The organism is Mesorhizobium sp. P160187 (assembly GCF_057766425.1).
This window is the reverse complement of sequence record NZ_JBYMDX010000003.1, coordinates 1,766,693-1,792,324: the sequence shown is the minus strand read 5'-3', so window position 1 is coordinate 1,792,324 and position 25,632 is coordinate 1,766,693. Positions and strand designations below refer to the sequence as shown.

At 64.0% G+C, this 25,632-nt stretch carries 22 protein-coding genes; 11 read left to right on the top strand and 11 right to left on the bottom strand.

The window, feature by feature from the left end:
* Window positions 1-4: 4 nt before the first annotated feature.
* From mnmG to AC3CCE_RS12035, 4 genes are all read left to right on the top strand, one after another.
* The gene (gene mnmG / locus AC3CCE_RS12050) at window positions 5-1,879 is read left to right on the top strand and encodes a tRNA uridine-5-carboxymethylaminomethyl(34) synthesis enzyme MnmG (protein WP_352626690.1); all 1,875 of its coding nucleotides are present in this window, start codon (window positions 5-7) and stop codon (window positions 1,877-1,879) included.
* On the top strand, window positions 1,876-2,508 hold the full coding sequence (gene rsmG / locus AC3CCE_RS12045; protein ID WP_023685044.1) for a 16S rRNA (guanine(527)-N(7))-methyltransferase RsmG: 633 nt from the start codon (window positions 1,876-1,878) through the stop codon (window positions 2,506-2,508). The genes mnmG and rsmG overlap by 4 nt, the downstream gene beginning before the upstream one ends.
* A 65-nt stretch (window positions 2,509-2,573) precedes the next feature.
* Window positions 2,574-3,371 carry a ParA family protein gene (locus AC3CCE_RS12040; RefSeq protein WP_023672118.1) on the top strand — a complete coding sequence of 266 codons (798 nt, stop codon included), beginning with the start codon at window positions 2,574-2,576 and terminating at the stop codon, window positions 3,369-3,371.
* A gap of 62 nt (window positions 3,372-3,433) precedes the next feature.
* Entirely contained in the window at window positions 3,434-4,321 is an 888-nt protein-coding gene (locus AC3CCE_RS12035) for a ParB/RepB/Spo0J family partition protein (protein WP_023685045.1), read from the top strand.
* A 272-nt stretch (window positions 4,322-4,593) separates the two neighbouring features.
* On the opposite strand, the gene holA is transcribed toward AC3CCE_RS12035, so the two are convergent.
* Window positions 4,594-5,637 carry a DNA polymerase III subunit delta gene (gene holA, locus AC3CCE_RS12030; protein WP_023698104.1) on the bottom strand — a complete coding sequence of 348 codons (1,044 nt, stop codon included), beginning with the start codon at window positions 5,635-5,637 and terminating at the stop codon, window positions 4,594-4,596.
* 511 nt (window positions 5,638-6,148) lie between these two features.
* Here holA and AC3CCE_RS12025 point away from each other — a divergent pair.
* From AC3CCE_RS12025 to AC3CCE_RS12005, 5 genes are all read left to right on the top strand, one after another.
* The gene (locus AC3CCE_RS12025) at window positions 6,149-7,381 is read left to right on the top strand and encodes a 3-methyl-2-oxobutanoate dehydrogenase (2-methylpropanoyl-transferring) subunit alpha (RefSeq protein ID WP_023706775.1); all 1,233 of its coding nucleotides are present in this window, start codon (window positions 6,149-6,151) and stop codon (window positions 7,379-7,381) included.
* Between the two features lie 2 nt (window positions 7,382-7,383).
* A complete protein-coding gene (locus AC3CCE_RS12020; RefSeq protein WP_352626693.1) occupies window positions 7,384-8,436 on the top strand; it encodes an alpha-ketoacid dehydrogenase subunit beta in 1,053 nt (350 codons plus the stop codon).
* On the top strand, window positions 8,399-9,802 hold the full coding sequence (locus AC3CCE_RS12015; protein WP_352626695.1) for a dihydrolipoamide acetyltransferase family protein: 1,404 nt from the start codon (window positions 8,399-8,401) through the stop codon (window positions 9,800-9,802). The genes AC3CCE_RS12020 and AC3CCE_RS12015 overlap by 38 nt, the downstream gene beginning before the upstream one ends.
* Window positions 9,803-9,822: 20 nt before the next feature.
* On the top strand, window positions 9,823-11,211 hold the full coding sequence (lpdA, locus tag AC3CCE_RS12010) for a dihydrolipoyl dehydrogenase (RefSeq protein WP_352626714.1): 1,389 nt from the start codon (window positions 9,823-9,825) through the stop codon (window positions 11,209-11,211).
* Between the two features lie 208 nt (window positions 11,212-11,419).
* On the top strand, window positions 11,420-12,286 hold the full coding sequence (locus tag AC3CCE_RS12005; RefSeq protein ID WP_352626697.1) for a glycosyltransferase: 867 nt from the start codon (window positions 11,420-11,422) through the stop codon (window positions 12,284-12,286).
* A 161-nt stretch (window positions 12,287-12,447) separates the two neighbouring features.
* On the opposite strand, the gene AC3CCE_RS12000 is transcribed toward AC3CCE_RS12005, so the two are convergent.
* Entirely contained in the window at window positions 12,448-13,551 is a 1,104-nt protein-coding gene (locus tag AC3CCE_RS12000) for a saccharopine dehydrogenase family protein (protein WP_352626699.1), read from the bottom strand.
* A gap of 150 nt (window positions 13,552-13,701) precedes the next feature.
* On the opposite strand from AC3CCE_RS12000, the gene AC3CCE_RS11995 reads away from it, so the two are divergent.
* The gene (locus AC3CCE_RS11995) at window positions 13,702-14,130 is read left to right on the top strand and encodes an Lrp/AsnC family transcriptional regulator (protein WP_352626716.1); all 429 of its coding nucleotides are present in this window, start codon (window positions 13,702-13,704) and stop codon (window positions 14,128-14,130) included.
* 179 nt (window positions 14,131-14,309) lie between these two features.
* Here the strand turns inward: AC3CCE_RS11995 and AC3CCE_RS11990 are convergent, their stop codons facing one another.
* The 5 genes from AC3CCE_RS11990 to AC3CCE_RS11970 all read right to left on the bottom strand — a co-directional run bounded on the left by AC3CCE_RS11990 (window position 14,310) and on the right by AC3CCE_RS11970 (window position 20,712).
* On the bottom strand, window positions 14,310-16,343 hold the full coding sequence (locus tag AC3CCE_RS11990) for an aldo/keto reductase (RefSeq protein WP_352500193.1): 2,034 nt from the start codon (window positions 16,341-16,343) through the stop codon (window positions 14,310-14,312).
* Window positions 16,344-16,372: 29 nt separating this feature from the next.
* The gene (locus tag AC3CCE_RS11985; RefSeq protein ID WP_023706780.1) at window positions 16,373-17,452 is read right to left on the bottom strand and encodes an ABC transporter ATP-binding protein; all 1,080 of its coding nucleotides are present in this window, start codon (window positions 17,450-17,452) and stop codon (window positions 16,373-16,375) included.
* A gap of 12 nt (window positions 17,453-17,464) precedes the next feature.
* On the bottom strand, window positions 17,465-18,301 hold the full coding sequence (locus AC3CCE_RS11980; RefSeq protein ID WP_023672164.1) for a carbohydrate ABC transporter permease: 837 nt from the start codon (window positions 18,299-18,301) through the stop codon (window positions 17,465-17,467).
* A complete protein-coding gene (locus AC3CCE_RS11975) occupies window positions 18,298-19,158 on the bottom strand; it encodes a carbohydrate ABC transporter permease (RefSeq protein WP_352513600.1) in 861 nt (286 codons plus the stop codon). Before AC3CCE_RS11975 ends, AC3CCE_RS11980 begins: the two co-directional genes overlap by 4 nt.
* Before the next feature lie 285 nt (window positions 19,159-19,443).
* Window positions 19,444-20,712: an ABC transporter substrate-binding protein gene (locus tag AC3CCE_RS11970; protein WP_352626702.1), complete on the bottom strand. Its 1,269-nt coding sequence runs from the start codon at window positions 20,710-20,712 to the stop codon at window positions 19,444-19,446.
* A 106-nt stretch (window positions 20,713-20,818) separates the two neighbouring features.
* Between AC3CCE_RS11970 and AC3CCE_RS11965 the strand changes: the two genes are divergently transcribed.
* Entirely contained in the window at window positions 20,819-21,688 is an 870-nt protein-coding gene (locus AC3CCE_RS11965; protein ID WP_352626704.1) for a helix-turn-helix domain-containing protein, read from the top strand.
* A 243-nt stretch (window positions 21,689-21,931) separates the two neighbouring features.
* Here AC3CCE_RS11965 and AC3CCE_RS11960 read toward each other — a convergent pair whose 3' ends face one another.
* The 4 genes from AC3CCE_RS11960 to AC3CCE_RS11945 all read right to left on the bottom strand — a co-directional run bounded on the left by AC3CCE_RS11960 (window position 21,932) and on the right by AC3CCE_RS11945 (window position 25,590).
* Window positions 21,932-23,320 (bottom strand): HAMP domain-containing sensor histidine kinase, encoded by a 1,389-nt coding sequence (locus tag AC3CCE_RS11960; protein ID WP_352626955.1) that lies wholly within the window; start codon window positions 23,318-23,320, stop codon window positions 21,932-21,934.
* Window positions 23,321-23,376: 56 nt separating this feature from the next.
* Window positions 23,377-24,048 (bottom strand): winged helix-turn-helix domain-containing protein, encoded by a 672-nt coding sequence (locus AC3CCE_RS11955; RefSeq protein WP_023740151.1) that lies wholly within the window; start codon window positions 24,046-24,048, stop codon window positions 23,377-23,379.
* A gap of 120 nt (window positions 24,049-24,168) precedes the next feature.
* On the bottom strand, window positions 24,169-24,789 hold the full coding sequence (locus AC3CCE_RS11950; RefSeq protein ID WP_352626952.1) for a cytochrome b: 621 nt from the start codon (window positions 24,787-24,789) through the stop codon (window positions 24,169-24,171).
* Window positions 24,790-25,590 (bottom strand): COG4705 family protein, encoded by an 801-nt coding sequence (locus AC3CCE_RS11945; RefSeq protein ID WP_488377140.1) that lies wholly within the window; start codon window positions 25,588-25,590, stop codon window positions 24,790-24,792.
* Window positions 25,591-25,632 lie beyond the last annotated feature (42 nt).

Sequence of the window (25,632 nt, the reverse complement as noted above, 5' to 3'; positions counted from 1 at the left end):
GACAATGATCGATCGCTATGATGTGGTTGTGGTGGGCGGTGGCCATGCCGGGTGCGAGGCTGCGTGCGCTGCCGCGCGCGCCGGCGCCAGGACCGCGCTGGTCACGCTGCGCTTCGACACGATCGGTGTCATGTCCTGCAATCCGGCGATCGGCGGCCTCGGGAAGGGCCATCTGGTGCGTGAGATCGACGCCATGGACGGGCTGATGGGCCGCATCGCCGATGCTGCCGGCATCCAATTCCGCCTGCTCAATCGCCGCAAAGGCCCTGCCGTGCGCGGGCCGCGCACGCAGGCCGACCGCAAGCTGTATCGGCTGGCCATGCAGGAAGCGATTCGGCAGCAGAACGGTCTCGACGTCATCGAAGGCGAGGTTCTGGACTTCGACATCGTGGATGGACGGGTCGCCGCTGTGCGCCTGGCCGACGGGCGCCGGTTGGTGTGCGGCGCGGTGGTGCTGACCACCGGCACGTTTCTCCGCGGTCTTATTCACATTGGCGACAGGAAGATTGTCGCCGGGCGGATGAACGAGCAGGCGAGCCTTGGCCTGTCGGCGACGATGAGCCGCGCCGGTTTCGCGCTTGGACGGCTGAAGACCGGCACGCCGCCGCGGCTCGATGGCCGCACCATCGACTGGGCGTCGCTGGAAAGCCAGGCGGCCGACGAACATCCAGTGCCGTTCTCGCTGCTCACCGACACAATCAAGAATCCGCAAATCCATTGCGGCATCACGCGTACGACACCGGCGACGCACGAGCTGATCCGCGCCAATCTCGGCCGCTCCGCCATGTATTCCGGCTCGATAGAGGGGGTCGGACCACGCTATTGCCCGTCGATCGAAGACAAGATCGTCAAGTTCGGCGATCGAGAAGGTCATCAGATATTCCTCGAGCCGGAAGGGCTGGACGACGACACGGTCTACCCCAATGGCATTTCGACCTCCCTGCCCGAGGATGTGCAACTCGACATTCTCAAAACTATACCCGGGCTAGAGCGGGCGACCATGCTGCAGCCCGGCTATGCCATCGAATACGACCATGTCGATCCGCGCGAGTTGGAGCCGACGCTTGAGGCCAAACGTATTGCGGGGCTTTTCCTAGCCGGTCAGATCAACGGCACCACCGGTTATGAAGAAGCCGGAGCGCAGGGCCTGCTCGCCGGGCTCAACGCCGCGCGCAAGGCGGCGGCCGACGACCAAATCGTGCTCAGCCGCACCGAAGCCTATATCGGTGTGATGGTCGACGACCTCACCAGCCGCGGCATTGCCGAGCCCTACCGCATGTTCACTTCGCGGGCGGAGTTTCGCCTATCGCTGCGCGCCGACAATGCCGATGAAAGGCTTACGCCTCTGGCAAATCGGCTTGGTATCGTGTCGCCGGAGCGGACGCAGCGGTTCAATCAAGTCACACAGGATCTTGATAGGGCGCGCGAACTCGCAGTTGCGACGACCATGACGCCCAACGAAGCGGCGCGGCATGGGCTGGAGATCAACAGGGACGGCGTGCGCCGCTCCGCTTATGAATTGCTCGCTCATCCCGGCGTCGATATAGCCTGGCTGGCCCGTGTTGCGCCGGCCTTTGGCGCAATCGACGTCAAAACCGCTGAGCGGCTCGAAACGGAAGCGAAATATTCGGTTTACCTTGATCGCCAGCAGGCGGATGTCGGACAGATCCGCCGCGAGGAAAGCCGGTTGATCCCGGCGTCGGTGGATTTCGCCGATGTTCCCGGCCTATCCAATGAGCTGAAGCAGAAGATGGTAACGCGTCAGCCGCGTTCGATCGCTGACGCGCAGCGTATGGAAGGCATGACGCCGGCGGCGCTGGCCATCATCGTCGCGCACGTCCGCAACGCCGAATCGGCCGCCCAAAGGGCCGTTGCGTGAGCGCTGCCTCATGGGCGAGCCTGCAAGAGGTCGCGGGACCGGTTTCACGTGAAACATTCGATCGGTTGGTGACGTTCGAACAGTTGTTCCTGAAATGGAACCGCAGCATCAATCTGGCCGCGCCGTCGACGCTGGACGATGTCTGGGGCCGCCATATTCTGGACAGCGCGCAGCTGGCGCGAATCGCACCGCAGGCCAAACGCTGGGCCGATCTCGGTTCGGGCGGGGGTTTTCCGGGCCTGGTAATGGCCTTCCTGCTGGTCGAACGCAATGGCGCGTCGATCGATCTGGTCGAGAGCAACCGCAAGAAAGCATCGTTTTTACAGGCGGTCATTGGCCAGTTCGGTTTGCCGGCACGGGTCGTCGCCCGGCGCATCGACGACAGCTATCCGCTTGTTTCCGAACCGGAAATCATCACGGCGCGGGCGCTGGCCGCGCTGCCGGCGCTGCTCGATCTGTCGGCGCCGTGGCTGACCAAGGGATCGCGGGCGCTGTTCCACAAAGGCCGGGATTACCGCTCCGAGGTGGAAGAAAGCACTCACCGCTGGGCTTTCGATCTGGTAGAACATCCGAGCATGACCGACGCCCATGGCGTCATCCTCGAAGTGACCGATCTGCAGACTGCGTAAGCTCTCCTTCGCAACCTTGGCGACGCAATGAATACCTGGCCCACATGAATACCTGGCACAGACCCATGAAAACCGGACCTCGCATCATCACCGTCGCCAACCAGAAGGGCGGCGTCGGCAAGACAACCACCGCCATCAATCTGGCCACGGCGCTGGCCGCGATCGGCGAAAAGGTGCTGATCGTCGATCTCGACCCGCAAGGCAATGCCTCGACGGGTCTCGGTATCGACCGCAAGGACCGCACCGTCTCCTCCTACGATGTGCTGACCGGCGAACTGGGCCTGGAAGAGGCCGCCATTCCAACGGCGGTGCCCGGCCTGTCGATCGTGCCGTCGACGCTCGATCTGCTCGGCATCGAGATGGAAATCGCCTCGGCGCCGGATCGCGTGCTTAAGCTGCGCAACGCGCTGCGCGCCGCCACCGAGCGCGGTGCGCCGTTCGGCTATGTGCTGATCGACTGCCCGCCCTCGCTCAACCTTTTGACTTTGAATTCAATGGCGGCAGCCGATTCTGTTCTTGTGCCGCTGCAGTGCGAGTTCTTCGCGCTGGAAGGGCTAAGCCAACTCCTGGAAACGGTGGAGCAGGTGCGCCGTTCGATCAATCCGGACCTGATCATCCAGGGCATCGTGCTGACCATGTATGACGGCCGCAACAACCTCGCCAACCAGGTGGTGCAGGACGTGCGGGCACATATGGGCGACAAGGTCTACGAGACCATCATTCCTAGGAATGTGCGAGTGTCCGAGGCGCCCTCCTATGGCAAGCCGGCAATCCTCTATGACCTGAAATGCTCGGGCAGCCAGGCCTATCTGCAGCTGGCGTCCGAAGTGATCCGCCGCGAGCGCAAATTGCGCGCTGCTTGATTAGGCAGGGTCGATAAACAAAGCCGATCCGTTACCGAAACGATCAAGAATTTGGAATTGAGATGAGCGACGACCTTTCGAGAAAGAGACTGGGGCGCGGACTGGCGGCGCTGATCGGCGAGATCGATCGCCCGGCAGCGACCGAAAAGCCGGGCTTGAATGCCGATGGCAAGGTGCCGATCGAGTTTCTGAGCCCGAATCCGAAAAACCCGCGCCGGCACTTTGGCGACGCCGACCTCACCGATCTCGCGCAGTCGATCCGCGAGCATGGCGTGGTGCAGCCGGTGGTGGCGCGGCCTTCGCCGACGCAGGCCGGGCGCTACGAAATCATTGCAGGCGAGCGGCGCTGGCGCGCGGCCCAGCGAGCCGGGCTGACCGAGATCCCGATCATCGTGCGCGACGTCAACGACCGCACAGCGCTGGAACTGGCGATCATAGAAAACGTCCAGCGCACCGATCTCAACCCGGTCGAGGAGGCGCTCGGCTACCAGCAATTGATCGACGACCACGGCTACACACAGGCCGACCTCGGCAATGTAATCGGCAAGAGCCGCAGCCACGTCGCCAACACGCTCAGGCTGTTGAAGCTGCCCGACGTGATCCGCGACATGCTGGTCGACGGCGCGCTGTCGGCCGGCCATGCCCGGACGCTGGTGACGGCGCAGGATCCCGCCGGGCTAGCCAAGCAGATCGTCGAAGAAGGGCTTTCGGTGCGCCAGGCCGAGGCGCTGGCGCAAATGCCGGCGGGCGGCACGCCGCCCAAGGCAAAACCAGCACACGGCGCATCGGGCAAGGATGCCGACACGCTGGCGCTGGAAAGGCTGATGACCAACACGATCGGCATGATCGTGACCATCGAGCACAAGGGCAAAGGCGGCGCGATCCGCGTGGACTACCGCAGCCTGGAGCAGCTCGACGAGCTATGCCGGCGGTTGAAGGATGAGCGGTAGAGGGTTGGGGTTGCGCATATTTAGCCGGCGAATGAAGTTCTGGCTTAGGATGAAGAAAGGGTTTGGCGGTTGCCGGCCCTTCTTTTTATTGGCGATTGCCGAAGGGATCGAACTGCTGATCTCCCCCCTTGAGGGGGAGATGGCCGGCAGGCCAGAAGGGGTCGTCTCGCATCAAGCGCCGACCTCGTTTGTCGTTGCGAAAGGCGCCAGCGCTCCACGCGCGGCGACCCCCTCTGTCGCCTTTGGCGACATCTCCCCCTCAAGGGGGGAGATTACCGCTGCGCCAGCCTCGCGCTCTCCACCGCAATGCCGAGCAGCGCCTGCCGCGCCAGCGCTTCCGACAAATCCGGCCTGCGCCTGGTCTGCAGCACGGCCGATTGCAGCCGGTTCAGCGCGCGGCTGAGCGCCTCGACGTTCCAGCGCTCCAGCGCCTTCTCCACCAGCTTGCGCCGCGAGAAAAACACCGGCGGACGGGCGCCGGCCACTGCCGAGGCGGCGTTGCGGCCGGCGGTGTCCATCTGGCCGCGCATGACCTGAAGCTGCTGCAGCTGCCGCATCGCCGAGGACAGCACCAGGAAAGGATGGCCGCCGGACAGGCAGTGGCGGGTGAAGGCGGTGTCGAAGTCACCGATCCTGCCCTCCAGCACAGCATCGACCGCGTCGTCGAAGGAGGCGCCGGAGACGTCGCCGGACATCGCCCTTACGTCGTCGAGGCTGATGTCCTTCTGGCCGTGGGCATAAAGCACCAGCTTTTCGATCTCGCCGCGTGAGGCCAACCGGTCGCCGCCGAGATTGCGGCGCAGCGCCTGGCGTGCGTCGAGCGCCATCGACATGCCGGCCTTGCGCAACTCGTCGTCGATGACGCTATCGATGTCGCGGGCTTCATCGGCGTAGCAAGGCAGCGCCATGGCGGTGTCGGCGGCCTCGACGATCGCGCGCAGTCCGACGCCCTTTTTCAGGTCGCCAGCCTCGATGAGAATGATGGCGTCGCGCGCGGGCTCCGCAGTCAGCGCCTTGACGTCGTCGGCCAGCGCCTTCTGACCGCTGGCATTTCGCACCCACAGAAGCCGCCGGTCGGAGAACATCGGCACGGTGCGGGCTTCATCGAGCAGCCGGCCCTGGTCGCGATCGACCTCCGCGCCGTCGAGCCGTACGACGGAAAACGGATCGTCGAGCGGCAGGCCGGTTTTCGCGGCAAAGGTTTTGGCCCGCTCGGCGACCAAGCCGCGGTCGGGTCCGTAAAGCAGGACGATCGATATGCGCGCGTCAGGCTTCGCCAGCCACGAATCGACCTCGTATCCTTTTTTCTGCGCCATGGAGGGTGGTTAGCATGATGCGGTCGCTGAGTGAACGTTCTCCAAAGCGTTCGAGACCTTGGCGCCCTTCCTCTCCCTCCGGAGGGGGGAGAGGTGGCTCGGCGAAGCCGAGACGGAGTGGGGGAACCACCTGGCAATCGCCGCGAACGGACAAAGGAAGGGCACTATCTCAAGCGTTGCCTAGCGCCCAAGGGTCGACCCCCACTCCGTCGAGCTTCGCTCGACACCTCTCCCCCGATCGACGGGGGAGAGGAAAGCGCCAGTTCGCCGACCTTGATGCGTTCATCTCTCCCGGAGGCCGTGAAGTGACTATCTGCTGGAAATCCTGCAAAACTTTGCGCCTAATTGCGCGCCGCTCCCCAACATCGACAAGAAATTTCGCCGACATATCTGCATCTTGCGGTCGCCTGCCGGCCGTGACGCCGTATGGGTTGCGGCGCCCCATGAATTGGCGCTGTGCCGGGCGCGCGGATGTGCAAATATCACCGCAGCAAATGGGAGGACCATGGTCATGACCGATGCTGGGATGTTGCGGTTTCATGTGCCGGAGCCGGAAGTGCGGCCGGGCGGAACGCCCGACTTCTCCAACGTGCCTATCCCCAAGGCGGGCTCGGTGCCGCGACCGGACATCGATGTCGATCCGCGCACCATCCGCGACATGGCGTTTTCGATCATCCGCGTGCTCAACCGCACCGGTGAGGCGGTCGGGCCGTGGGCCGGGCTGCTCACCGACGAGGAGCTGCTCGAGGGGTTGCGCCACATGATGACGCTGCGCAGCTTCGATGCGCGCATGCAGATGGCGCAGCGCCAGGGCAAGACTTCGTTCTACATGCAGCATCTGGGCGAAGAGGCGGTGAGCTGCGCTTTCCGCAAGGCGCTGATGCCGGGCGACATGAATTTCCCGACCTATCGGCAAGCCGGCCTGCTCATAGCCGACGGCTATCCGATGGTCACGATGATGAACCAGATCTATTCCAACGAGGCCGATCCGCTCAAAGGGCGGCAGCTGCCGATCATGTATTCGTCGAAGGAGCACGGCTTCTTCTCGATCTCCGGCAATCTGGCGACGCAATACATCCAGGCGGTCGGCTGGGCGATGGCTTCCGCTATCAGCAACGATTCGAAAATCGCGGCGGCGTGGATCGGCGACGGCTCGACGGCCGAATCCGATTTCCATTCCGCACTGGTGTTCGCCTCAACCTACAAGGCGCCGGTCATCCTCAACGTCGTCAACAACCAGTGGGCGATCTCGACGTTTCAAGGCATTGCGCGTGGCGGCTCCGGCACCTTTGCCGCGCGCGGCCTCGGCTTCGGCATTCCGGCGCTGCGCGTCGACGGCAATGATTATCTCGCCGTGCATGCCGTGGCCAAATGGGCGGCGGAGCGGGCGCGGCAGAATCTCGGGCCGACGCTGATCGAATATGTCACCTACCGTGCCGGCGCGCATTCGAGCTCGGACGATCCGTCGGCCTATCGGCCGAAGACGGAATCCGACGCCTGGCCGCTCGGCGATCCGGTGATGCGGCTGAAGAACCATCTGATCCAACGCGGCGTCTGGTCGGACGAGCGTCACGCCCAGGCCGAAGCGGAAATCCTCGAGACGGTGATCGCGGCGCAGAAGGAAGCTGAAGGCCACGGCACGCTGCATGCCGGCGGCAAGCCGTCGACGCGCGAGATGTTCGAGGGCGTGTTTGCCGAGATGCCGCCGCATCTCAGGCGCCAGCGCCAGCAGGCGGGAGTCTGACCATGCCGAGACGGACCATGATCGAGGCGATCCGCGACGCCATGGACGTGTCGATGGCGCGCGACGAACGCGTCATCGTCTATGGCGAGGATGTCGGCTTCTTCGGGGGTGTCTTCCGCTGCACGGCAGGCCTGCAAGCGAAGTACGGCAAGACCCGCTGCTTCGATGCGCCGATCAACGAATCCGGCATTGTCGGCTCCGCCATCGGCATGGCCGCCTATGGGCTGAAGCCATGCGTGGAAATTCAGTTTGCCGACTACATGTACCCGGCTTACGACCAGCTGACGCAGGAAGCAGCACGCCTGCGCTACCGCTCGAACGGCGATTTCACCTGTCCGATCGTGGTCCGCATGCCGACCGGCGGCGGCATTTTTGGCGGCCAGACGCACAGCCAGAGCCCGGAAGCGCTGTTCACCCATGTGTCGGGGCTGAAGACGGTGGTGCCGTCCAATCCTCATGATGCCAAGGGGCTGCTGATCGCGGCGATCGAGGATCCCGATCCGGTGATTTTTCTGGAGCCGAAGCGGCTCTATAACGGACCGTTCGATGGCCATCACGACCGACCGGTGACGCCATGGTCGAAGCATGAACTGGGCGAGGTCGCCGACGGCCATTACACGGTGCCGCTCGGCAAGGCGGCGATCCGCCGGGCGGGCTCGGCCGTCACCGTGCTCGCCTACGGCACCATGGTCTATGTCGCGCAGGCGGCGGTGGAAGAAACCGGCATCGATGCCGAGATCATCGATTTGCGGACCCTGCTGCCGCTCGATCTCGACGCGATAGTCGCTTCGGTGAAGAAGACCGGACGCTGCGTCGTCGTGCACGAGGCGACACTGACCTCCGGCTTCGGCGCCGAGCTGTCGGCGCTGGTGCAGGAAAATTGTTTCTACCATCTGGAAGCGCCGGTGGCGCGCGTCACCGGTTGGGACACGCCCTACCCGCATGCGCAGGAATGGGATTATTTCCCGGGGCCGGCCCGTGTCGGCCGCGCGCTTCTCGAAACCATGGAGCCTAGGGATGGGCGAACACATCATCAAGCTGCCGGATGTCGGTGAAGGCGTCGCCGAGGCCGAACTTGTGGAGTGGCACGTCAAGGTCGGCGACCTCGTGCGCGAGGACTCGGTGCTTGCCGCCGTGATGACCGACAAGGCGACGGTGGAAATACCTTCGCCGGTCGATGGCGAGATCCTGTGGCTGGGCGCCGAGATCGGCGACACGGTGGCGATCGGCTCGCCGATCGTGCGGCTGAAAGTGGCGGGGGAGGGCAATGTCGCCGAAGGCTCGAAATCGTCAGAGGTCACGGCGGCACCGACCCCCACCCCTGCCGGGGCGAGCCACGGGTTTCGCCCGTCCTCCGGACCCCCACAAGAGGGAGGCGTTTCGGCCACGAAATCCGACGCCAAGTCGCCACCACCTGCACCAGCAGCCAAAAGCGCACGGGCAGCTGAGACTGAATCCCCCTCCCCCTTGTGGGGAGGGGCTAAGGGTGGGGGTGCTGCGCCGACATCTAAAGGTGCGGCACCCTCCGGCGCGCCGCGCCCGGAGGGCGAAAAGCCCCTGGCGTCGCCCGCCATCCGGCTCAGGGCGAAGGAGGCGGGGATCGATCTGCGCCAGGTGTCGGGTACCGGCCCTGCCGGCCGCATCAGCCACGAAGATATCGAGGCATTCCTGGCACGCGGACCGCAGGTAGCGAAGGCGTCGGGTCTGGCGCGCAATGACAGCGTCGAGGATATCAAGGTCATCGGACTGCGGCGCAAGATCGCCGAAAAAATGTCGCTGGCGAAGTCACGCATCCCGCACATCACCTATGTCGAGGAGATCGACGTCACAGCACTTGAGGAGTTGCGCGCGGCGCTCAACAAGGAAAAGCGCAACGGTGTGGAGAGGCCGAAGCTGACGCTGCTGCCGTTCCTGATGCGGGCGATGGTCAAGGCGATTGCCGACCAGCCCAACATCAACGCGCTGTTCGACGACGAGGCCGGCATCATCCATCAGCATGGCGGCGTCCATATCGGCATTGCCGCGCAGACGCCGTCGGGCCTGGTGGTGCCGGTGGTCAAGCATGCCGAGGCGCGCGACCTCTGGGATTGCGCGGCCGAGCTCAACCGCCTGGCCGAAGCGGCGAGGTCCGGCTCGGCCAGCCGCGACGAGCTGTCGGGATCGACCATCACCATCACCTCGCTCGGCGCCATGGGCGGCGTGGCGACGACGCCGGTCATCAATCATCCTGAGGTGGCGATCATCGGCGTCAACAAGATGATGGTGCGGCCGGTGTGGGACGGCACCCAGTTCATCCCGCGCAAGATGATGAACCTGTCATCGAGCTTCGATCACCGGGTGGTCGACGGCTGGGATGCGGCGGTGTTTGTGCAGCGGATCAAGGCGCTGATTGAGACGCCAGCGCTGATATTTGTGGATTGAGGGGCGGAACAAGCGAGATGATGAAAGAAATCTCCTGCAAGCTGCTGGTCATCGGCGCCGGGCCCGGCGGCTACGTCTGCGCTATCCGTGCCGGCCAGCTCGGCATCGATACGGTGATCGTCGAAGCTGGCAGGCCGGGCGGCACCTGTCTCAATGTCGGCTGCATCCCGTCCAAGGCGATGATCCATGCGGCGGAAGAGTTCGAGAAGGTCGCGCATATGGCCGGCGGCAGCAGTCCGCTCGGCATCTCGGTAGCAGCGCCCGTGCTCGATCTCGGCAAGACGGTTGCGTGGAAGGACGGCATTGTTAGCCGGCTGACCGGGGGCGTTGCCGGGCTACTGAAGAAGGCCAAGGTCAAGACCGTCTATGGCTGGGCGACGTTCCGCGACGGCAAGACCGTCGCGGTCGAGACCGAGACCGGCACCCAGATCATCCGCGCCGAAACGGTTGTGATCGCCACCGGCTCGGCGACGGTGGAACTGCCGTTCCTGCCGTTCGGCGGCCCGGTGATTTCATCCACAGAAGCGCTGGCTCTCGGCGAGGTGCCGAAAAAGCTCGCCGTGGTCGGCGGCGGCTATATCGGGCTGGAACTCGGCATGGCGTTCGCCAAAATGGGCGCCGCGGTGACCGTGGTCGAGGCGCTGCCGCGCGTGCTGGCACCGTATGATGCGGAACTGACCCGGCCGGTGGTGAAACGGCTGGCCCAGCTCGGCGTCGAGGTGATGGTTGGCGCCAAGGCCAAGGGGGACAAGGGCGACGCGCTGCTGGTCGAGACCGCGGACGGCAAGAGCACCAAAATCGCGGCAGACAAGATCCTGGTCACGGTCGGCCGCAAGCCGGTGACGGAGGGCTGGGGCCTCGATCAGATCGATCTCGACATGGCCGGCAAGTTCATCAAGATCGACGACCAGTGCCGCAGCTCGATGCGCGGCATCTATGCCATTGGCGACGTCACCGGCGAGCCGATGCTGGCGCACCGGGCGATGGCGCAAGGCGAAATGGTGGCCGAGATCGTCGCCGGCCACAAGCGCAGCTGGGACAAGCGCTCGATCCCGGCCGTCTGCTTCACCGATCCGGAGCTGGTGACGGCAGGGCTAACGCCGGAGGAGGCGAAGGCTTCAGGCGAAATCAAGATCGGCCAGTTCCCCTTCGCCGCCAACGGCCGGGCGATGACGAAACTCGGCGAGGACGGGTTTGTTCGTGTTGTCGCCCGCGCGGACAACCATCTGGTGCTGGGCATCCAGGCGGTCGGGCAAGGCGTGTCGGAACTGGCGGCGGCGTTCGGGCTGGCGCTGGAAATGGGCGCGCGGCTGGAGGATATCGCCGGCACCATCCATGCGCATCCGACGCAGGGCGAGGGGTTCCAGGAAGCCGCGCTGAAGGCGCTGGGCCACGCGCTGCATGTTTAGGGGGAGGCGCTTCACCCTCCCCCTTGTGGGGAGGGTCGATCCGCGAAGCGGAGTGGGGTGGGGGTCCTCGCCGACCGTCGGCGCTCCCCCCACCCCGTCTCGCATCTCCGCTTCGCTCCGACCGCGAGCCGACCCTCCCCACAAGGGGGAGGGTGGCCGCCCAGCCGTCGGTTGTCGCAGATCAGCGGAATGTACTAAGTGTCGGTCCATGGACACCGGCCTGAAGAAATACATCGCCATACGCTACAACATCGCCGCTGGCTTCAAGCCAAGCCAGTGGGACGGAAAGGGCCGCGCCAATCTCGACCCGGTCTGGCTGGTCGAGCGCCTGGCGTTGTTCGACACCTATTGCGCGTCGTCGCTCGAAGGCCAGTCGCTGAAGGATTTTACCGTCCTTGTGGCGTTCGATGCCGATACGCACGAGAACTATATTCGCACCGTGTGCAGCTGCGTGGCCGGTGTCGACGTCAGGCCGATCCTTGTCGAGGCCGGCGAGGATTACAATGATCGCTTCAATGCCTTCGTCCAGGCCGATACCGATGCCGACTATGTTTCGCTCACGCGGCTCGACAGCGACGACGCGCTGGCGCCGACCTTCATGGAGCGCGTCGAGCACTACGCGCGCCGGGAGATCGAAAAGGGTGTGGTGGACCTGCAGCCGCTCTACATTGCCTTTCCGGACGGCCAGAATTTCGACACGGCAAGCGGACGCTACACGCACCACGACTATGTCACGTCGGCGTTCGGCACGCTGGTCGAAAGGAGATCGCCGGCGATGAGCGGCGTCTACAGCGAGCACCACGCAAAAATGGCGACGCGCTTCAACACCGTCGTGGCGGCATCGAAGGGCGCGCAATGGTGCATCGTCATCCATGACAACAACGCCGCCAACGTGTTGAGGGGGAAGCCGGTCTCGGGGCCGTCCTTTACGGTGGGCCGACCGGGTGTCGAACCCGAGGTGCCAGCGCGAAGGCAAAGCGCGCCACGACAGGCGACGCAGCCCCGCATGGCGCCGCGGACCGCGGGCAACTTCATCCGGTTTCTGCTCGGACGACCGATGGCTCTGCGGAAGTAGCGGGCGCTTTACCCTCCCCCTTGTGGGGAGGGTCGATCCGCGGAGCGGAGCGGGGTGGGGGTCCTCGCCAACCGTCGGCGCTCACCCCCACCCCGTCTTGCCATCTCCGCTTCGCTCCGATTGCGCGCCGACCCTCCCCACAAGGGGGAGGGTGAAGTAGCTCAGCTCGCCAGCCGGCTCACCATCTCGTGCTGCGCATAAGCGCGCCCAAAACGATTGGCGAGCAACGCATCCAGCGCGATGTCTTCCTGCTTGACGAAACCGGTCGCCGGCAAGGTGCCGTCGGCGAGCATGTCGAGCACGGCGCAGATGCCGGACGCGGTGGTGATCTGGATTGCGCTGCGCACCTGGCTGCCAATGCGCTGCGAATAGATTTTGTTGGCGTAGGTTTCCTGCAGCAGGCGGCCATTGCGGCGGCCCGAGACGGTGACGAAGACGATGACCACGTCCTGCAGCGTTACCGGCAGGGCGCTCTCGAAAATGTCCTTCAGCACGTCGCGGCGGTGGCGCAGGCCGAGATCGTTGAGCAGCGCCTTCATGATCGCCGCATGGCCGGGATAACGGATGGTGCGGTAGTTCAGTGTGCGCACCTTGCCCTTCAGCGTCTCGGCCAGGGTGCCGAGCCCACCGGAGGTGTTGAAGGCCTCATAGGTGACGCCGTCGAGCGAGAACTCTTCGCGCTCCTCCAGCGGCGGCACTTCGATCAGCTCGCCCTCGACGATCGCCTCGCAGGGTTCGCAATATTCGTTGATGACGCCGTCGGTGCTCCAGGTCAGATTGTAGTTCAGCGCATTGGACGGGTATTGCGGCAGCGCGCCGACGCGCATGCGAACGCTTTCCAGCGTGTCGAAGCGGCTGGCGAGATCGTTGGCGACGATCGAGATGAAGCCCGGCGCAAGGCCGCATTGCGGAATGAAGGCGCTGCTGCCCGACTTGGCCAGCTCCTTGACGCGGCGGGTGGAGACGACGTCCTCGGTCAAATCGAGATAGTGTACGCCGGTGGCGGCCGCGGCCTCGGCGATGCGAGTGGTCAAATGGAAGGGGGCGGCGCTCAGCACGGCGAAGGCGCCGGCAAGCGCGGCCTCGAGTGCGCCCGGCGCTGCGATATCGAGCTCCAGCCCCTCGACGCCGGCGGGAAGTTCGGCCGCGGCAAGCTGCGCCGCCGCGCGGTCGACAACGGTGACGTGGTAGTCGCCGCTGTCGGCGAGCATGCCTGCAATGGTCGAGCCGATCTTGCCGGCGCCGACGACGATGATTTTCTTCATGACCTTGCCCCTCGTGAAAACTCTTTGGCCCAGACCGCCGCGCGGTGGACGCTATGCCTTCAAGAATCGCAGCTTGCCTGCCGAAAGGAAGCGTGGGATCGTTCGAAATGAACCCTGCAATTGACCGATACGCCGACGAAGTTCGTCGAAATGCTCAGTGACGCCGAACAAAACCTGCTTTCCCTGCTGCGCGCCAATGCCCGCGCGTCGACCACTGAGCTGGCGCGCCAGCTCGGCGTTTCGCGCACGACGGTGCAGAGCCGGATCGAGCGGCTGGAACAGCGCGGAATCATCACCGGCTATGGCGTGCGGATGGCGCCGGACTACGAGCAGGGGCTGGTGCGGGCGCATGTGCTGCTCACCGTCACGCCCAAGCTCGCCGACAAGGTGGTGCGGGCGCTGCAGGCGCTGACGCCGGTGAGGACGCTGCACTCGGTGAGCGGCAATTTCGACATGATCGTCATCGTCGACGCGCCGTCGATCAGGGATCTGGATGCGTTGCTGGACGAGATCGGGGCGATGGACGGGGTCGAGCGGACGTCGTCGTCGATAATTTTGTCGACCCGGATTGATCGGTAGGTGGGACGCATGAGCTGCTAATCTCCCCCCTTGCGGGGGAGATGGCCGGCAGGCCAGAGGGGGTCGGTTCGACTGGGCTCGGCCTACCTGCCGCTGCAGAAGGAGGTTAGCGCTCCACGCGAGGCGACCCCCTCTGTCGCCTTCGGCGACATCTCCCCCTCAAGGGGGGAGATTAGCTGCTAAGCCCGCCGCCTTTCCGGCCCGCTATCCAGCCACGCCACATCCTCCGCCGACAGCTTGATATCCAGCGCCTTCAAACTGTCCTCCAACTCGTCCAGCGTGCGCGGGCCGATCAACGGCACCGACGGAAAAGGCTGCGCCAGCACATAGGCGAGCGCGATGTGGATCGGACTTTTGCCCAGGCGCTGCGCCAGCTCGATGGCGCGGTCGCGGCGGCCGAAATTTTTCTCGGAATACCAGACCCGCACCAGCTCCTCATTGTCCTGCTTGTCGCGGCCGGCGCGGTCGGTGAAGAAGCCGCGGCCCTGGCTCGACCAGGCGAAGTTGGGCATCTGCCTTTTCGTCAGCCAGGATTTCCAGTCGTCGGTCGACGAGGTGATGCAGCCGGCCCAGATCGGTTCCAGCATCTCGGCCAGCGAGAAATTGTTGGAGAGCACGCCGGGCTTCTGCTTGCCGGTGCGCTCGGCATAGGCAATCGCCTCGTCCATGCGCGCCATCGTCCAGTTCGAGCCGCCGAACGGGCCACGGATGCGGCCGGCCTTGACCTCGGCGTCCATCGCATCGACGAATTCGCCGACCGGCACATCCGGGTTGTCGCGGTGCATGAAATAGAGGTCGACATGGTCGGTCTGCAGCCGGTCCAACGACTGGGCGAGCTGCTTGCCGATGACATCGGGATAGCAGAGCGGCGAGTGCGCGCCCTTGGCGATGATCACCGACTGCTCGCGCACGCCGCGATTCCTGAGCCACTGGCCAAGCAGCGTTTCGGTGTAGCCGGCGCCGTAGACATAGCCGGTATCGAACAGATTGCCGCCGGTCTCGAAGAAGGCGTCGAGCAGGATTGCGCCCGACGAGAAGGTGCGGAAATCCTCGAAGCCGAGCGCCACCACGGAGGCCGGCTTCGACAGGCCCGGAATCTTGCGCTTGCCGATGGCGGTGCCGCCGGTGCGCAGCGGCCGGCCCGAAAGGGTGTTCGTTCGCTTAGCCGGCTTTTCGATTTCATATTCGAGCCCTACGGCAGCGCGCCATTTGTCGAGCACACGCAGCGTGCCGAGACTGTCGGCCCAGCCCATGCCCGGCCAGGCGAATTCCTGTTTGCCGGCCAGGATCGCCTCGCCGGCGGCGTCGACCTCAAAGGAATAGAGATGGCGGGTTTCGTTGAGGCTGATGGTCTCGCGCGTGTCGTCGGCGAGAATTACATCGATCCGGCCAGGGCCGCCATCGCGGTTGCCGCCGCCGGCGAACCAGAAATCCGGCACCTCGATGCGGCCCTTGGTGCCGAGGATGCGCAGGACATTGTCCTGTTTGAGCGAGATGCTGCAGGATACCTCGGCAACGATTCCACCGGGAAAATGCAGCAGCGCCGAGGCCCATTCGTCGACGCCGGACTTGCCGAGATGGGCGGTGCCGACAACCTTGTCCGGCTCGGCGAAGGGTTTGCCTGTGGCAGCGCCCGCGATCAGCCGTACCATGGAGACGGGATAGCCGCCGACGTCGAGAATGCCGCCACCGGCGAGATCGTTGGAATAGAGCCGGTGCTCGGGCATGAAGCCGGGCATGGCGAAGCCGAAGCTCGACTTGATCAGCCTGACATCGCCGATGACGCCCGACTGGATCACCTCGACCAGCTTCGCCGTCTGCGGGTGCAGGCGGTACATGAAGGCTTCGCCGAGGAAGGTGCCGGCCTTGCGCGCGGCATGGATCATGGCGTCGGCCTCGAAGGCCGTCAGCGCCAGCGGCTTTTCGCACAGCACATGCTTGCCGGCTTCCGCCGCCTTGATTGCCCATTCGGCATGGCCGGGATGCGGGATGGCGATATAGACGGCGTCGACCTCGGGGTCAGCGAGCAGCGCGTCGTAACCGTCGAGGATGCGGGCGCCGGGAAACGTCTCGGCCAGGCCTGCCTTGCCGGGATTGCGGGCGCCGAGCGCCACGATCGTGCCGGTGCGCGAGCCTGCCACGCCGCGGGCGAACGCTTTGGCGATGTCGCCAGGCCCGAGTATCCCCCAGCGGATGGGCGCGGTTGCAGTCATGGTCATTCTCCTTGCAAGGCTGGAAGCGCTCAGCGCAGCCGCTGGCCGTTTTCGTCGAACAGATAGGACTTGCGGATGGACACGGTGATCTCCTGGGTGTCGGGGACCTTTGCCGCGTCGCGCTGGATCACCAGGTCTTCGCCATGGGCGGTCCTGGCATAGATGAAGCTGGTGCCGCCGAGATGCTCGACCACGTCGATGCCGACGGTGAGGTCGGCGTCGCCTTCGCCGCCATTGCCGAAATGTTCGGGCCGCACGCCGACAATGACCTTGGCTCCTGTTTGCGGCACGGCGCCGGTCAACGGTTGCATGATGCGGGTCATTTCCTCGCCCACCAGCTCGACGGTGACGCTGCTCATGTTGCGCCCGACGACGCGGCCCTTGATGAAATTCATCTTCGGCGAGCCTACAAAGCCGGCGACGAACTGGTTGTCGGGATTGTCGTAGAGATCGAGCGGCCTGCCGATCTGCTCGACATGGCCACCGCGCAGCACGACGATCCGGTCGGCCAGCGTCATCGCCTCGGTCTGGTCGTGGGTGACATAGATCATCGTCGTACCGAGCTCCTTGTGCAGGCGCGAGATCTCGACCCGCATCTGGACACGCAGCTCGGCGTCGAGATTGCTCAACGGCTCGTCGAACAGGAAGACTTGCGGTTCGCGCACGATGGCGCGGCCGATGGCAACGCGCTGGCGCTGGCCGCCGGACAATTGCCTGGGCCGCCGCGCCATCAACTCTGTGATGCGCAGGATTTCGGAGGCCCGCTTCACCCGCCGCTCGGTGTCCTCCTTGGGGTTGCCGGTCATCCTGAGGCCAAAGCTCAGATTCTGCTCTACGCTCATGTGCGGGTAGAGCGCGTAGGACTGGAACACCATGGCGATGCCGCGCTCGGCCGGCTCGACATCGTTCATCACCTTGCCGCCAATGGCGATCTCGCCGCCGCTGATATCCTCCAGCCCGGCGATCATCCTGAGCAGCGTCGATTTTCCACAACCCGACGGGCCGACAAAGACGACGAACTCGCCATCGGCGATATCGATGTTGGCGCCATGGATGATCTCATAGACGCCGAAGCGTTTTACGACATTGGTGAGGGTGACTGCCGCCATATCGCTCTAGTCCTACTTGACGGCGCCGGCGGCGATGCCGGCGATGAAATGGCGCTGCAGCAGCACGAAGACGACCAGCATCGGCACGGTCAGCATGACGGCGCCGGCCATGATGCCGCCCCATGAGACCTTGGTCAGGCCGATCAGCGTGCCGAGCGCCACAGGGGCCGTCATCGCGCCGGGCTGGCTGTTGATCAAAAGCGGCCAGAGATAATTGTTCCACGAGGCGAGGAACAGAATGATGGCGAGCGCCGCCAGCATCGGCCGCGCCAGCGGCAAAGCGACGAACAGGAAGATACGCCATTCCTTGACGCCCTCGACACGTGCCGCGTCGAAAAGGTCGGCCGGCATCATCGAGAAAGCCTGGCGCATGAACAGCACGCCCAGCGAATTGAACAAGGGTGGCACGATCAGCGCAATCCAGGTGTTGGCGAGCTGGAAGTCGCGCGCCACCATGATGAATTGCGGGATCAGCACCACCGCATAGGGCAGCGTGATGGTGCCGAGGATGATCGCCACCACCGCGCCCTTGCCGAAGAACTGATAGCGGGCGAGCGCCCAGCCGGCCATCGAGGTCAGCAGCACCGAGAAGAAGGTGTAGGTCACGGCCACCGCCACCGAAATGCCGATAGCGCCGACGAAATTGGTGTCACGCTGCAGATTGTTGAAATTGTCGACGAAATTGCCGTGCGGCAGAAGCTCGATGCCGGGGCTGAAAATGCCGTTGTCGGGCATGGTCGAAAACACCACCATCATCCACAGCGGAAACAGCCAGATCACCGCCAGCGGCGTCAGGACCAGATGCAGCAGGACGCTGCGGCCGAGCCGGCGTTGCGAGAGCGAACTCACTTCGGCTCTCTTGTCAGCCACAGCTGCACCAGAGTGATGGCGATGGCCAGCCCCGCCATCGTGTAGGCGACGGCCGAGGCGTAGCCGAAATTGAGCGAGCGAAAACCCTGGCGGTAGAGCAGCAGGCCAAGCGTCTCGGTGCCGCCGCCGGGGCCGCCGCGCTCCGTGATCAGGAACGGCTCGGTGAACAGCTGCATCGTGCCGATGATCGACAGCACGGCGCAAAACACGATGACCGGCTTGAGCAGCGGCAGCGTTATGTAGAAGAACTGCTTGAGCTTGCTGACGCGGTCGAGCGTCGCTGCTTCATAGACATCCTCGGGGATCGACTGCAGGCCGGCGAGCAGGATGATGGCGTTGTAGCCGGCCCAGCGCCAGGTTACCGCGATCATGATCAGCGCCATCGCCGGGGTGACGTTGGAGAACCAGTCGATCTTGGACAGGCCGACGCCGGCGAGCAATTTGTTGATGATGCCGAAATCGAGATTGAACATCAGCCGGAACACGGCGGAATAGGCGACCTCGCCGACCACCACCGGAGCGAAGAAGGCGAAGCGGTAGAGGCCACGTGCCTTCAGCAGCGGCGAGTTCAGCAGCACCGCCATGATGATCGCTAGCGAGATCATCACCGGCACCTGGATGACGAGGATGAGCAGCGTGTTCTTCAGCGCGTTGAAGAAAGCGGGGTCGCCGATCAGGCGGCCCCAGTTGAACGTCGGTGCAAAGCGCCAGGGCACCGTGCGCGTCGCCTGGAAGGAAATCATGAACGAGGAGATGATCGGCCACACCCAGAAGATGGCGAAGATCAGGAGGTAGGGCGTGAGGAAGCGATAGGCCGTGGCGTTCTGGTAGCGCATGGTTCCTCCTCCTTCCTCTTTCCCGGCTGATATCCGGCGTGTTGTTAGCCGGCGTCAATTATTAAGGCTTGGCGCCGCCCCTCATCCCCCTGCCGGGACCTTCTCCCCGTATAGTGACGGGGAGAAGGGGCTTGTTGGGACGCCGCCGGCGATTGGCGAACTGTTGGGCGAGAGCGTCCCCTCTCCGTCACTATACGGGGAGAGGATGCCGGCAGGCAGATGAGGGGCAGCGCCAACGGTCCGGCAAATTGCCCTATATCTGGCCCGCCAACATCTCCGCCTTCGTCACTTTACCGGCAATCCAGTCGCCGCCGCGATCTGGCTGGCGGCGTCGTCGAGGGCGGCCTTGGCATCGGGATAGCCGCCGCCGAGATATTTGGTCTGCACGGCGCGCATGATGATTTCGGCGTCGCTCTGGAACGGCGTGCCGCGGCTCGGCACCACCTTGGGCAGCGTGGCGAGAATGTCCTTCCACACTGCCTGGCCGCCCCAATAGGGGAGGCCTTGCGAGACATAGGGATCGTCGAGCGCCGAGATCAGTGACGGCACCAGGCCGAAATCCCTGAGCATGGTGATCTGGCCCTCATTGGTCTCGAGCGTGTATTTCAGATAGGCGTAGGCGGCCTCCTTGTTCTTCGAGGCCGAGGTGATGGCGAGCGACGAGCCGCCGAGATTGGCGGCGCGCGGGCCGTCGGCGGTCAGGCTCGGCATCAGATAGACACCCCATTTGCCGTTTTCGCCGGCCGATTCGGTGCGGATGGTGCCCTCATACCAGCCGCCATAGACCTGGGTGGCGACGGTCCCGGCGGTGTTGTTGGTGATCTTGGTGCCCCAGTCGGCCGACGAGATGATGCCGGCGTCCTTCATGTCCTTGATCTTGGCCAGCGTGTCGACGCATTTCGGCTGGTTGACGGTGATCGACTGCCCATCGGCGGCGAAATAGCCGCAGCCCTGTTCGTTGGAAATCATGCGGAAGAATTCGGTGTCGCCGTTGAAATCGGCATTGGTCATGGTGACGCCGGGATTGGCGGCCTGGACCTTCTTGCCGGCGGCGATGAAATCGTCCCAGGTCTTGATCGAGGCCGGATCGACGCCGGCCTTCTCGTAGAAGTCGCGGCGGTAGAAGGCGGCGACCGGGCCGGAATCCCACGGCATGGCATAGGCCTTGTCGCCGACCTCCAGTTCGGTGCGCTTGAAATCCGGGAATTTCTTCTGGTCGTCGGCGGTGTAGCCCAGCGTGTGCAAATCGACGAAGCAATCGGGGAACTGGCTCCAGTAGTTCTCGGCCTCGCCGTTTTCGATCGAGACGATATCGGGCAGGCCGACGCCGCCGGCCGCACAGCCGGCGATCGACTTGTCATAGGTGGGCTGGTTGCCGAGATCCTGAACGGTGACCTTGATGTCGGGATACTGCTTGTTGAAGCCGGCCACCGTCGCCTTCAGCGACGAAGCGGCGATATTCCAGCTCCAGATCGTGATTTCGCCGGACTGCGCCAAGGCCGGGGCTGAGCCCAGGCCAAGCGCCAGCGCGGCACAGATCAGTGTCGTGCGCATTGAAATCCTCCCATTTCATTTGCTCTCTCTTCGCGAGCATGGCTAGACTAGGCGGCGCGGAAGGCTTGTCCCTGACAACGGGAATAAAAGATGGGCGGAAAGTAAGATGCCGGAACGGCCGTTTTACCAGCCTGGCGCCAGCAGCGTCGAAGGCCTGCCGATGGCTTTGCAGATGTTTCACAACCATCCGCTGGTGATGCTGAAGCCGCATTGGCATGCCCAGGTCGAGGTCAATTTCATCGTCCGCGGCAGCGTGCATTACCGCATGAACGAGCACGAGATTTCGCTGTCGGCCGGCGACATGTGCCTGTTCTGGGGCGGGCTGCCGCACCAGATGGACGATCTCTCCGACGACGCCATCTATGCCGGCGCGCATCTGCCGCTGGTGCATTTCTTCCGCCTGCACCTGCCGACGGATGTCCGCCACCGGCTGATGACGGGCGCCACGCTGGTGACATCGGCGACCGACCAGGCCGACCATCACAATTTCGAACGCTGGAACCGCTATTTCCGCTCGGGCGATCCGGCGATAACCGAGCACGCCGTGAACGAGCTGCTGTTGCGGTTGGAGCGGGTGCGCTTCGAGCCCTACCAGCTGGTGCCGGAAACCGCCATCGGCCAGGAACCCGGCGGCCCGTTCGACCAGCAATCGCTGCGCAATGTCGGGCGCATGTGCGACTTCATCGCCGAGAATTTCCTCTACGAGATAGACTGCGTCGACATCGCGGCGGCGGCCGACATCCATCCCAAATACGCCATGAGCATTTTCAAGAAGTCGACCGGCATGACGCTCAACGAATATATGAACCTGCTGCGGCTGAGCTATGCGCAGGCGCTTTTGATGCATGAAGACGCCAACGTGCTGCGCGTCGCCATGGATTCCGGCTTCGGCTCGCTCAGCGCCTTCAACAAATCCTTCCGCAAGCTGGCTGGGATGTCGCCTTCGGATTTCCGCCGGGGCGCGGTGGGCCGATAGGTTTTCTAGGATTTCGCATTCAACGGCTGCGACCATCGATCTGGAGAAAGTTGTCAGCGCCGGGGTATTTGAGGACCGGCTTCCCCCACTCCGTCGCTGCTTCGCAGCGCCACCTCTCCCCTCCGGAGGGAGAGGAAGGGTGCTTTCCGGCAAAGGGCTCGCGCCTTTCCTCTCCCCCGTCGATCGGGGGAGAGGTGTCGAGCGAAGCTCGACGGAGTGGGGGTCGACCTGGCTCGGGCGGTGTCATTTCAAGCCGAGGCCGGTGCCCTGCGCCCGAGGAAACCCGACAATTACCGCCAGCCCAGGTTGGCAATCCTCCAGCGCAATCGTTGCACCATGCAAATCGGCGATGGCCCGTACCAGGCTCAAGCCCAGCCCGCTGCCGGGCGTGGTGCGGCTGGAGTCCAGCCGGTACAGCCGCTGGAACACTTTTTCGCGCTCCTGCGCCGGGATGCCGGGGCCATTGTCGGCGACCTCAGCCAGAATGCGGTCGCCTTGCCGCCGCACCGATAGAAGGATCGCCGTGCCATCGGGGCAATGCCGCAGCGCGTTCTCAACCAGATTGGCAAACAATTGCGTCAGCAGGTCGCGATCGCCGTGAACCAGGCATGGCGTGCCGTGGACGATCGTGGCCGACAGCGACTTGCCGTCATCCTCGGCGACACCGGCGTAGATTTCGGCAATGGCATCGATGACGCCGGTGAGGTCGAGATCGACAAAGCGCGCCTTGCGGGCGCCGGCCTCGATCTGGGCAATACGCAACAGCGCATCGAAAGTATCGTTGATCTGCAGGCTTTCCCCACGTGCCTCCGCCAGCTCATCGGCAACGGCCTCACCCCGCGCGGTCCTGTCGGCCGCAGCTTCCAAAATCATCTGCAGCCGGTTGAGCGGCGTCTTCAGATCATGCGCGATGTCGGCGCTGACCTGGCGCATGCCGTCCACCAGCGCCGCCAGCCGCTCCAGCGCGGCGTTGACCTGGCGCGAGACGCCGTCAATGTCGTCGCCATTGCCGAGCAGTGGAATGCGGGCGTCGAGCCGGCCGTTGGAGACATCGTCCATGGTGGCGGCTATGCCGTCGAGGCGGCGCTGCACGCGCGACGCCAGCAGGGCGCCGCCGGCCACCCCAAGGCCGGAAATGATCAGGGTGGCCCAACCGAAGCTCATCAGCACGATGTTTTCCAACTCCCTTATCTCAGTCAGCGAGAAGGCCACGGTCAGGCTGTTCGGCCCGACCGAACCGGACCAGGCGCGGTACATGGTGCCGGGCGTCACATCGGGCAGGGACGCTGCAAAATCCGAAAAGCCATCGGGAAGGTCGGCGGCGGTGAAATTCCCGGCCAGGCGATTGCCGGCGGGATCGGTGAGCGAGAACAGCTGTTCCTTGCTCGGGCTGAGCGCGGCGTGGCTGTCGACTGCCGAAACCAGATCCTCCCGGTCGTTTCCGGCATAGGTCACCGCCACGACCGAATAGGTCTCCTTGACCGACTGGTCGAGCTGCTCGGCAAGATCCGCGCTCATCAGCTGGTAGACGATGGCGCCTGACAGGATGAAGGCGAGCACGAACAGCAAGGCGAAGGTCAGGGCCAGCCGAAACGGCGTGCTGCGCAGCAGGCGAGAGCCTGTCTCAGTCATAGTGCGTTTCAGTCATGGCAAGCTTCAGTCATGGCAAGTTTCTGTCATGCCGCGCCTCAGTCGTGAACACTGTAGCCAGTGTTGCGCACGGTGTGGATCAACGTGGTTTCGAACGGCCTGTCGATCTTGGCGCGCAGCCGGCTGATATGGGTTTCGACGACGCTGGTCTTGGGGTCGAAGTGAAAATCCCAGACCCGTTCCAGAAGCATGGTGCGGGTGATGACGCGGCCCTCGCCGCGCATCAGCACTTCGAGCAGGCTGAATTCGCGCGGCTGCAGGTCGATCGCCTGGCCCTGCCTGGTGACGCGGCGCTGGATCAGGTCCATTTCGAGGTCTGCAATGCGCAGCGTCGTCTTCAGCTCCTGCACCGCAGGGCGACGGCCGAGCGCGTTGATGCGGGCGAGCAGTTCGGAAAAGGCGAATGGCTTGACGAGATAGTCGTCGCCGCCGGCCTCGAGCCCTTCAACCCTGTCGTCGACGCCGCCGACCGAGGTCAGAAAGATCGCCGGCGTACGCACGCCCGCCGCCCGCACCGCCTTGATCATCGACAGGCCGTCGAGGCCGGGCAGCATGCGGTCGACGACGATCACGTCATAGGCGTCGCGTGTCGCGGCAAACAGCGCGTCATGCCCGTCGCGCAGCAGATCGCAGACATGCCCGGCTTCGCTCAGGCCCTTGACGACATAGTCTGCGGTCCTGGGATCATCCTCAACAAGGAGAAGTCGCATCTCTGTTCCGGTCTGTTGCCGAGGCTTTGCCAGAGCGGCATGCTAGCACCGGCGGCGGTCCGTTCCTAGAATATCCGCCGGCGCCTGGTCGCTCGTGGTCGTTGCACATGTCCATAAGTGTCATCCGACCGGATCGCGCGCAGGGACAAGCATCCTGCGCAGCACGGCGTCTTTCAGAATAAAATGATGGAAGAGTGCCGCACCGGCATGAATGCAGATCAGAACGATGAATACCGGCTTTGCCCAAGTATGGACATCGCCCATCCAGCTCCAAACATAAAAGGCCAGAAGCCCGGAAACAGGAGCGGCAACGAGAAGGCCATAGAACAGCGCATGCGTTGTGCGTGAGGCGAAAGCCATCCATTTCGGCATTGTGGATTGCGGCTTGGGCGCACCGATGAAGAGGCGGACGGCCAGTCGCACGAACACCAGCAACAGGATCGCCAGGCCGACCCAGTAATGGGCGGACCCCATGGTCTGCCCGTAGGACGACAGTTGGCGTCTGTCCGCTGCCGCATCGACATAGATTGTCATGTTTTCGCCGAACAGGAGCTGGAACAGGACAAGCGCCGCTATCATCCAATGCAGGCTAATTTGGAGGCCGCTATAACTGGATTTCCTGGAGTTCATTCTTCCGTCCATGAGGTGAGCGCGATAGCTGCCCAGGGCGACCCACGGCAGGGATCCATTGACGTTTTGGCGCGTTCTCGTCGCGTCAGGCGGGCGTGCAGGTGCTTGCATCTACTCCGATTTAAGCAGGATTTTGTCGGCCTCGCCGGTGCCCTTCTTCAGACTCATATAGAGAACGAGGGCGACGATGCAGCCCAGGAAGATCATGCTGGTGAAGGTGGTGCCGAAGCCGAGGCCGCCATATTCGACCGGCTGCGACAGCAGGTCGCCGAACGAGGCGCCAAGCGGCCGCGTCAGGATGTAGGCCAGCCAGAAGGCGAGGATGGCGTCGAGGCCGAAGGCGAAATAGCCGAGGGCGATGAAGACGATGACCGCGCCGAACAAGAAGCCAGTCGTGAGATAGCCAATGTCGAACGTCTCGGCGACAAGGTCGGCGGCCGCGGTGCCGAGCGAAAAGGTGAACAGGATAGCCAGCCAGTAGAAGATCTCGCGCCTGGTGGTGACGATCGTATGGATGGAGAGCGTTCTTTCGCTGGCGTACCAGACCGCGAATGTCGCGGCGAGCAAGACCGTGAAGGCAATCGTGGTGGTTTGCAGACGGACGCCCAAATTGTCGACCAGATTGTCGGTGATCAAGGTGCCGACGACGCTGATCAGCACCACCGCCAGCCAATAGGCCCATGGCACATAACGCCTCTGCGCGAATTGCAGCGCCAGCGCGACGACAAGGATGCCGGTCATGATCAGCGAGGTGACGGTCAGTCCGAAGCCAAGATTGACGGCCAGATAGTCGGCCGCCGTCTCGCCCATGGTGACCGCCAAAAGCTTGATCAGCCAGAATTCGACGGTGACATCAGGGACCCTGTTGGGTGATGCCAGTGCGGCGGGTGCAGTGCTTGCAGACAAGAGCATGATGGGATCCTTGTCGTTTCGGCGGGGACGGGCCTATTCCCC

Coding starts and splice junctions, on each gene's coding strand:
- AC3CCE_RS11945 (WP_488377140.1), bottom strand. CDS start 25,590: ATGCTCTTGTCTGCAAGCACTGCACCCGCCGCACTGGCATCACCCAAC.
- AC3CCE_RS12025 (WP_023706775.1), top strand. CDS start 6,149: ATGACCGATGCTGGGATGTTGCGGTTTCATGTGCCGGAGCCGGAAGTG.
- AC3CCE_RS11975 (WP_352513600.1), bottom strand. CDS start 19,158: ATGCGCTACCAGAACGCCACGGCCTATCGCTTCCTCACGCCCTACCTC.
- AC3CCE_RS11970 (WP_352626702.1), bottom strand. CDS start 20,712: ATGCGCACGACACTGATCTGTGCCGCGCTGGCGCTTGGCCTGGGCTCA.
- AC3CCE_RS11990 (WP_352500193.1), bottom strand. CDS start 16,343: ATGACTGCAACCGCGCCCATCCGCTGGGGGATACTCGGGCCTGGCGAC.
- AC3CCE_RS11985 (WP_023706780.1), bottom strand. CDS start 17,452: ATGGCGGCAGTCACCCTCACCAATGTCGTAAAACGCTTCGGCGTCTAT.
- mnmG (WP_352626690.1), top strand. CDS start 5: ATGATCGATCGCTATGATGTGGTTGTGGTGGGCGGTGGCCATGCCGGG.
- AC3CCE_RS12015 (WP_352626695.1), top strand. CDS start 8,399: ATGGGCGAACACATCATCAAGCTGCCGGATGTCGGTGAAGGCGTCGCC.
- AC3CCE_RS12035 (WP_023685045.1), top strand. CDS start 3,434: ATGAGCGACGACCTTTCGAGAAAGAGACTGGGGCGCGGACTGGCGGCG.
- lpdA (WP_352626714.1), top strand. CDS start 9,823: ATGAAAGAAATCTCCTGCAAGCTGCTGGTCATCGGCGCCGGGCCCGGC.
- AC3CCE_RS12005 (WP_352626697.1), top strand. CDS start 11,420: ATGGACACCGGCCTGAAGAAATACATCGCCATACGCTACAACATCGCC.
- AC3CCE_RS11995 (WP_352626716.1), top strand. CDS start 13,702: ATGCTCAGTGACGCCGAACAAAACCTGCTTTCCCTGCTGCGCGCCAAT.
- AC3CCE_RS12020 (WP_352626693.1), top strand. CDS start 7,384: ATGCCGAGACGGACCATGATCGAGGCGATCCGCGACGCCATGGACGTG.
- holA (WP_023698104.1), bottom strand. CDS start 5,637: ATGGCGCAGAAAAAAGGATACGAGGTCGATTCGTGGCTGGCGAAGCCT.
- AC3CCE_RS11950 (WP_352626952.1), bottom strand. CDS start 24,789: ATGCAAGCACCTGCACGCCCGCCTGACGCGACGAGAACGCGCCAAAAC.
- AC3CCE_RS12000 (WP_352626699.1), bottom strand. CDS start 13,551: ATGAAGAAAATCATCGTCGTCGGCGCCGGCAAGATCGGCTCGACCATT.
- AC3CCE_RS12040 (WP_023672118.1), top strand. CDS start 2,574: ATGAAAACCGGACCTCGCATCATCACCGTCGCCAACCAGAAGGGCGGC.
- AC3CCE_RS11955 (WP_023740151.1), bottom strand. CDS start 24,048: ATGCGACTTCTCCTTGTTGAGGATGATCCCAGGACCGCAGACTATGTC.
- AC3CCE_RS11960 (WP_352626955.1), bottom strand. CDS start 23,320: ATGACTGAGACAGGCTCTCGCCTGCTGCGCAGCACGCCGTTTCGGCTG.
- AC3CCE_RS11965 (WP_352626704.1), top strand. CDS start 20,819: ATGCCGGAACGGCCGTTTTACCAGCCTGGCGCCAGCAGCGTCGAAGGC.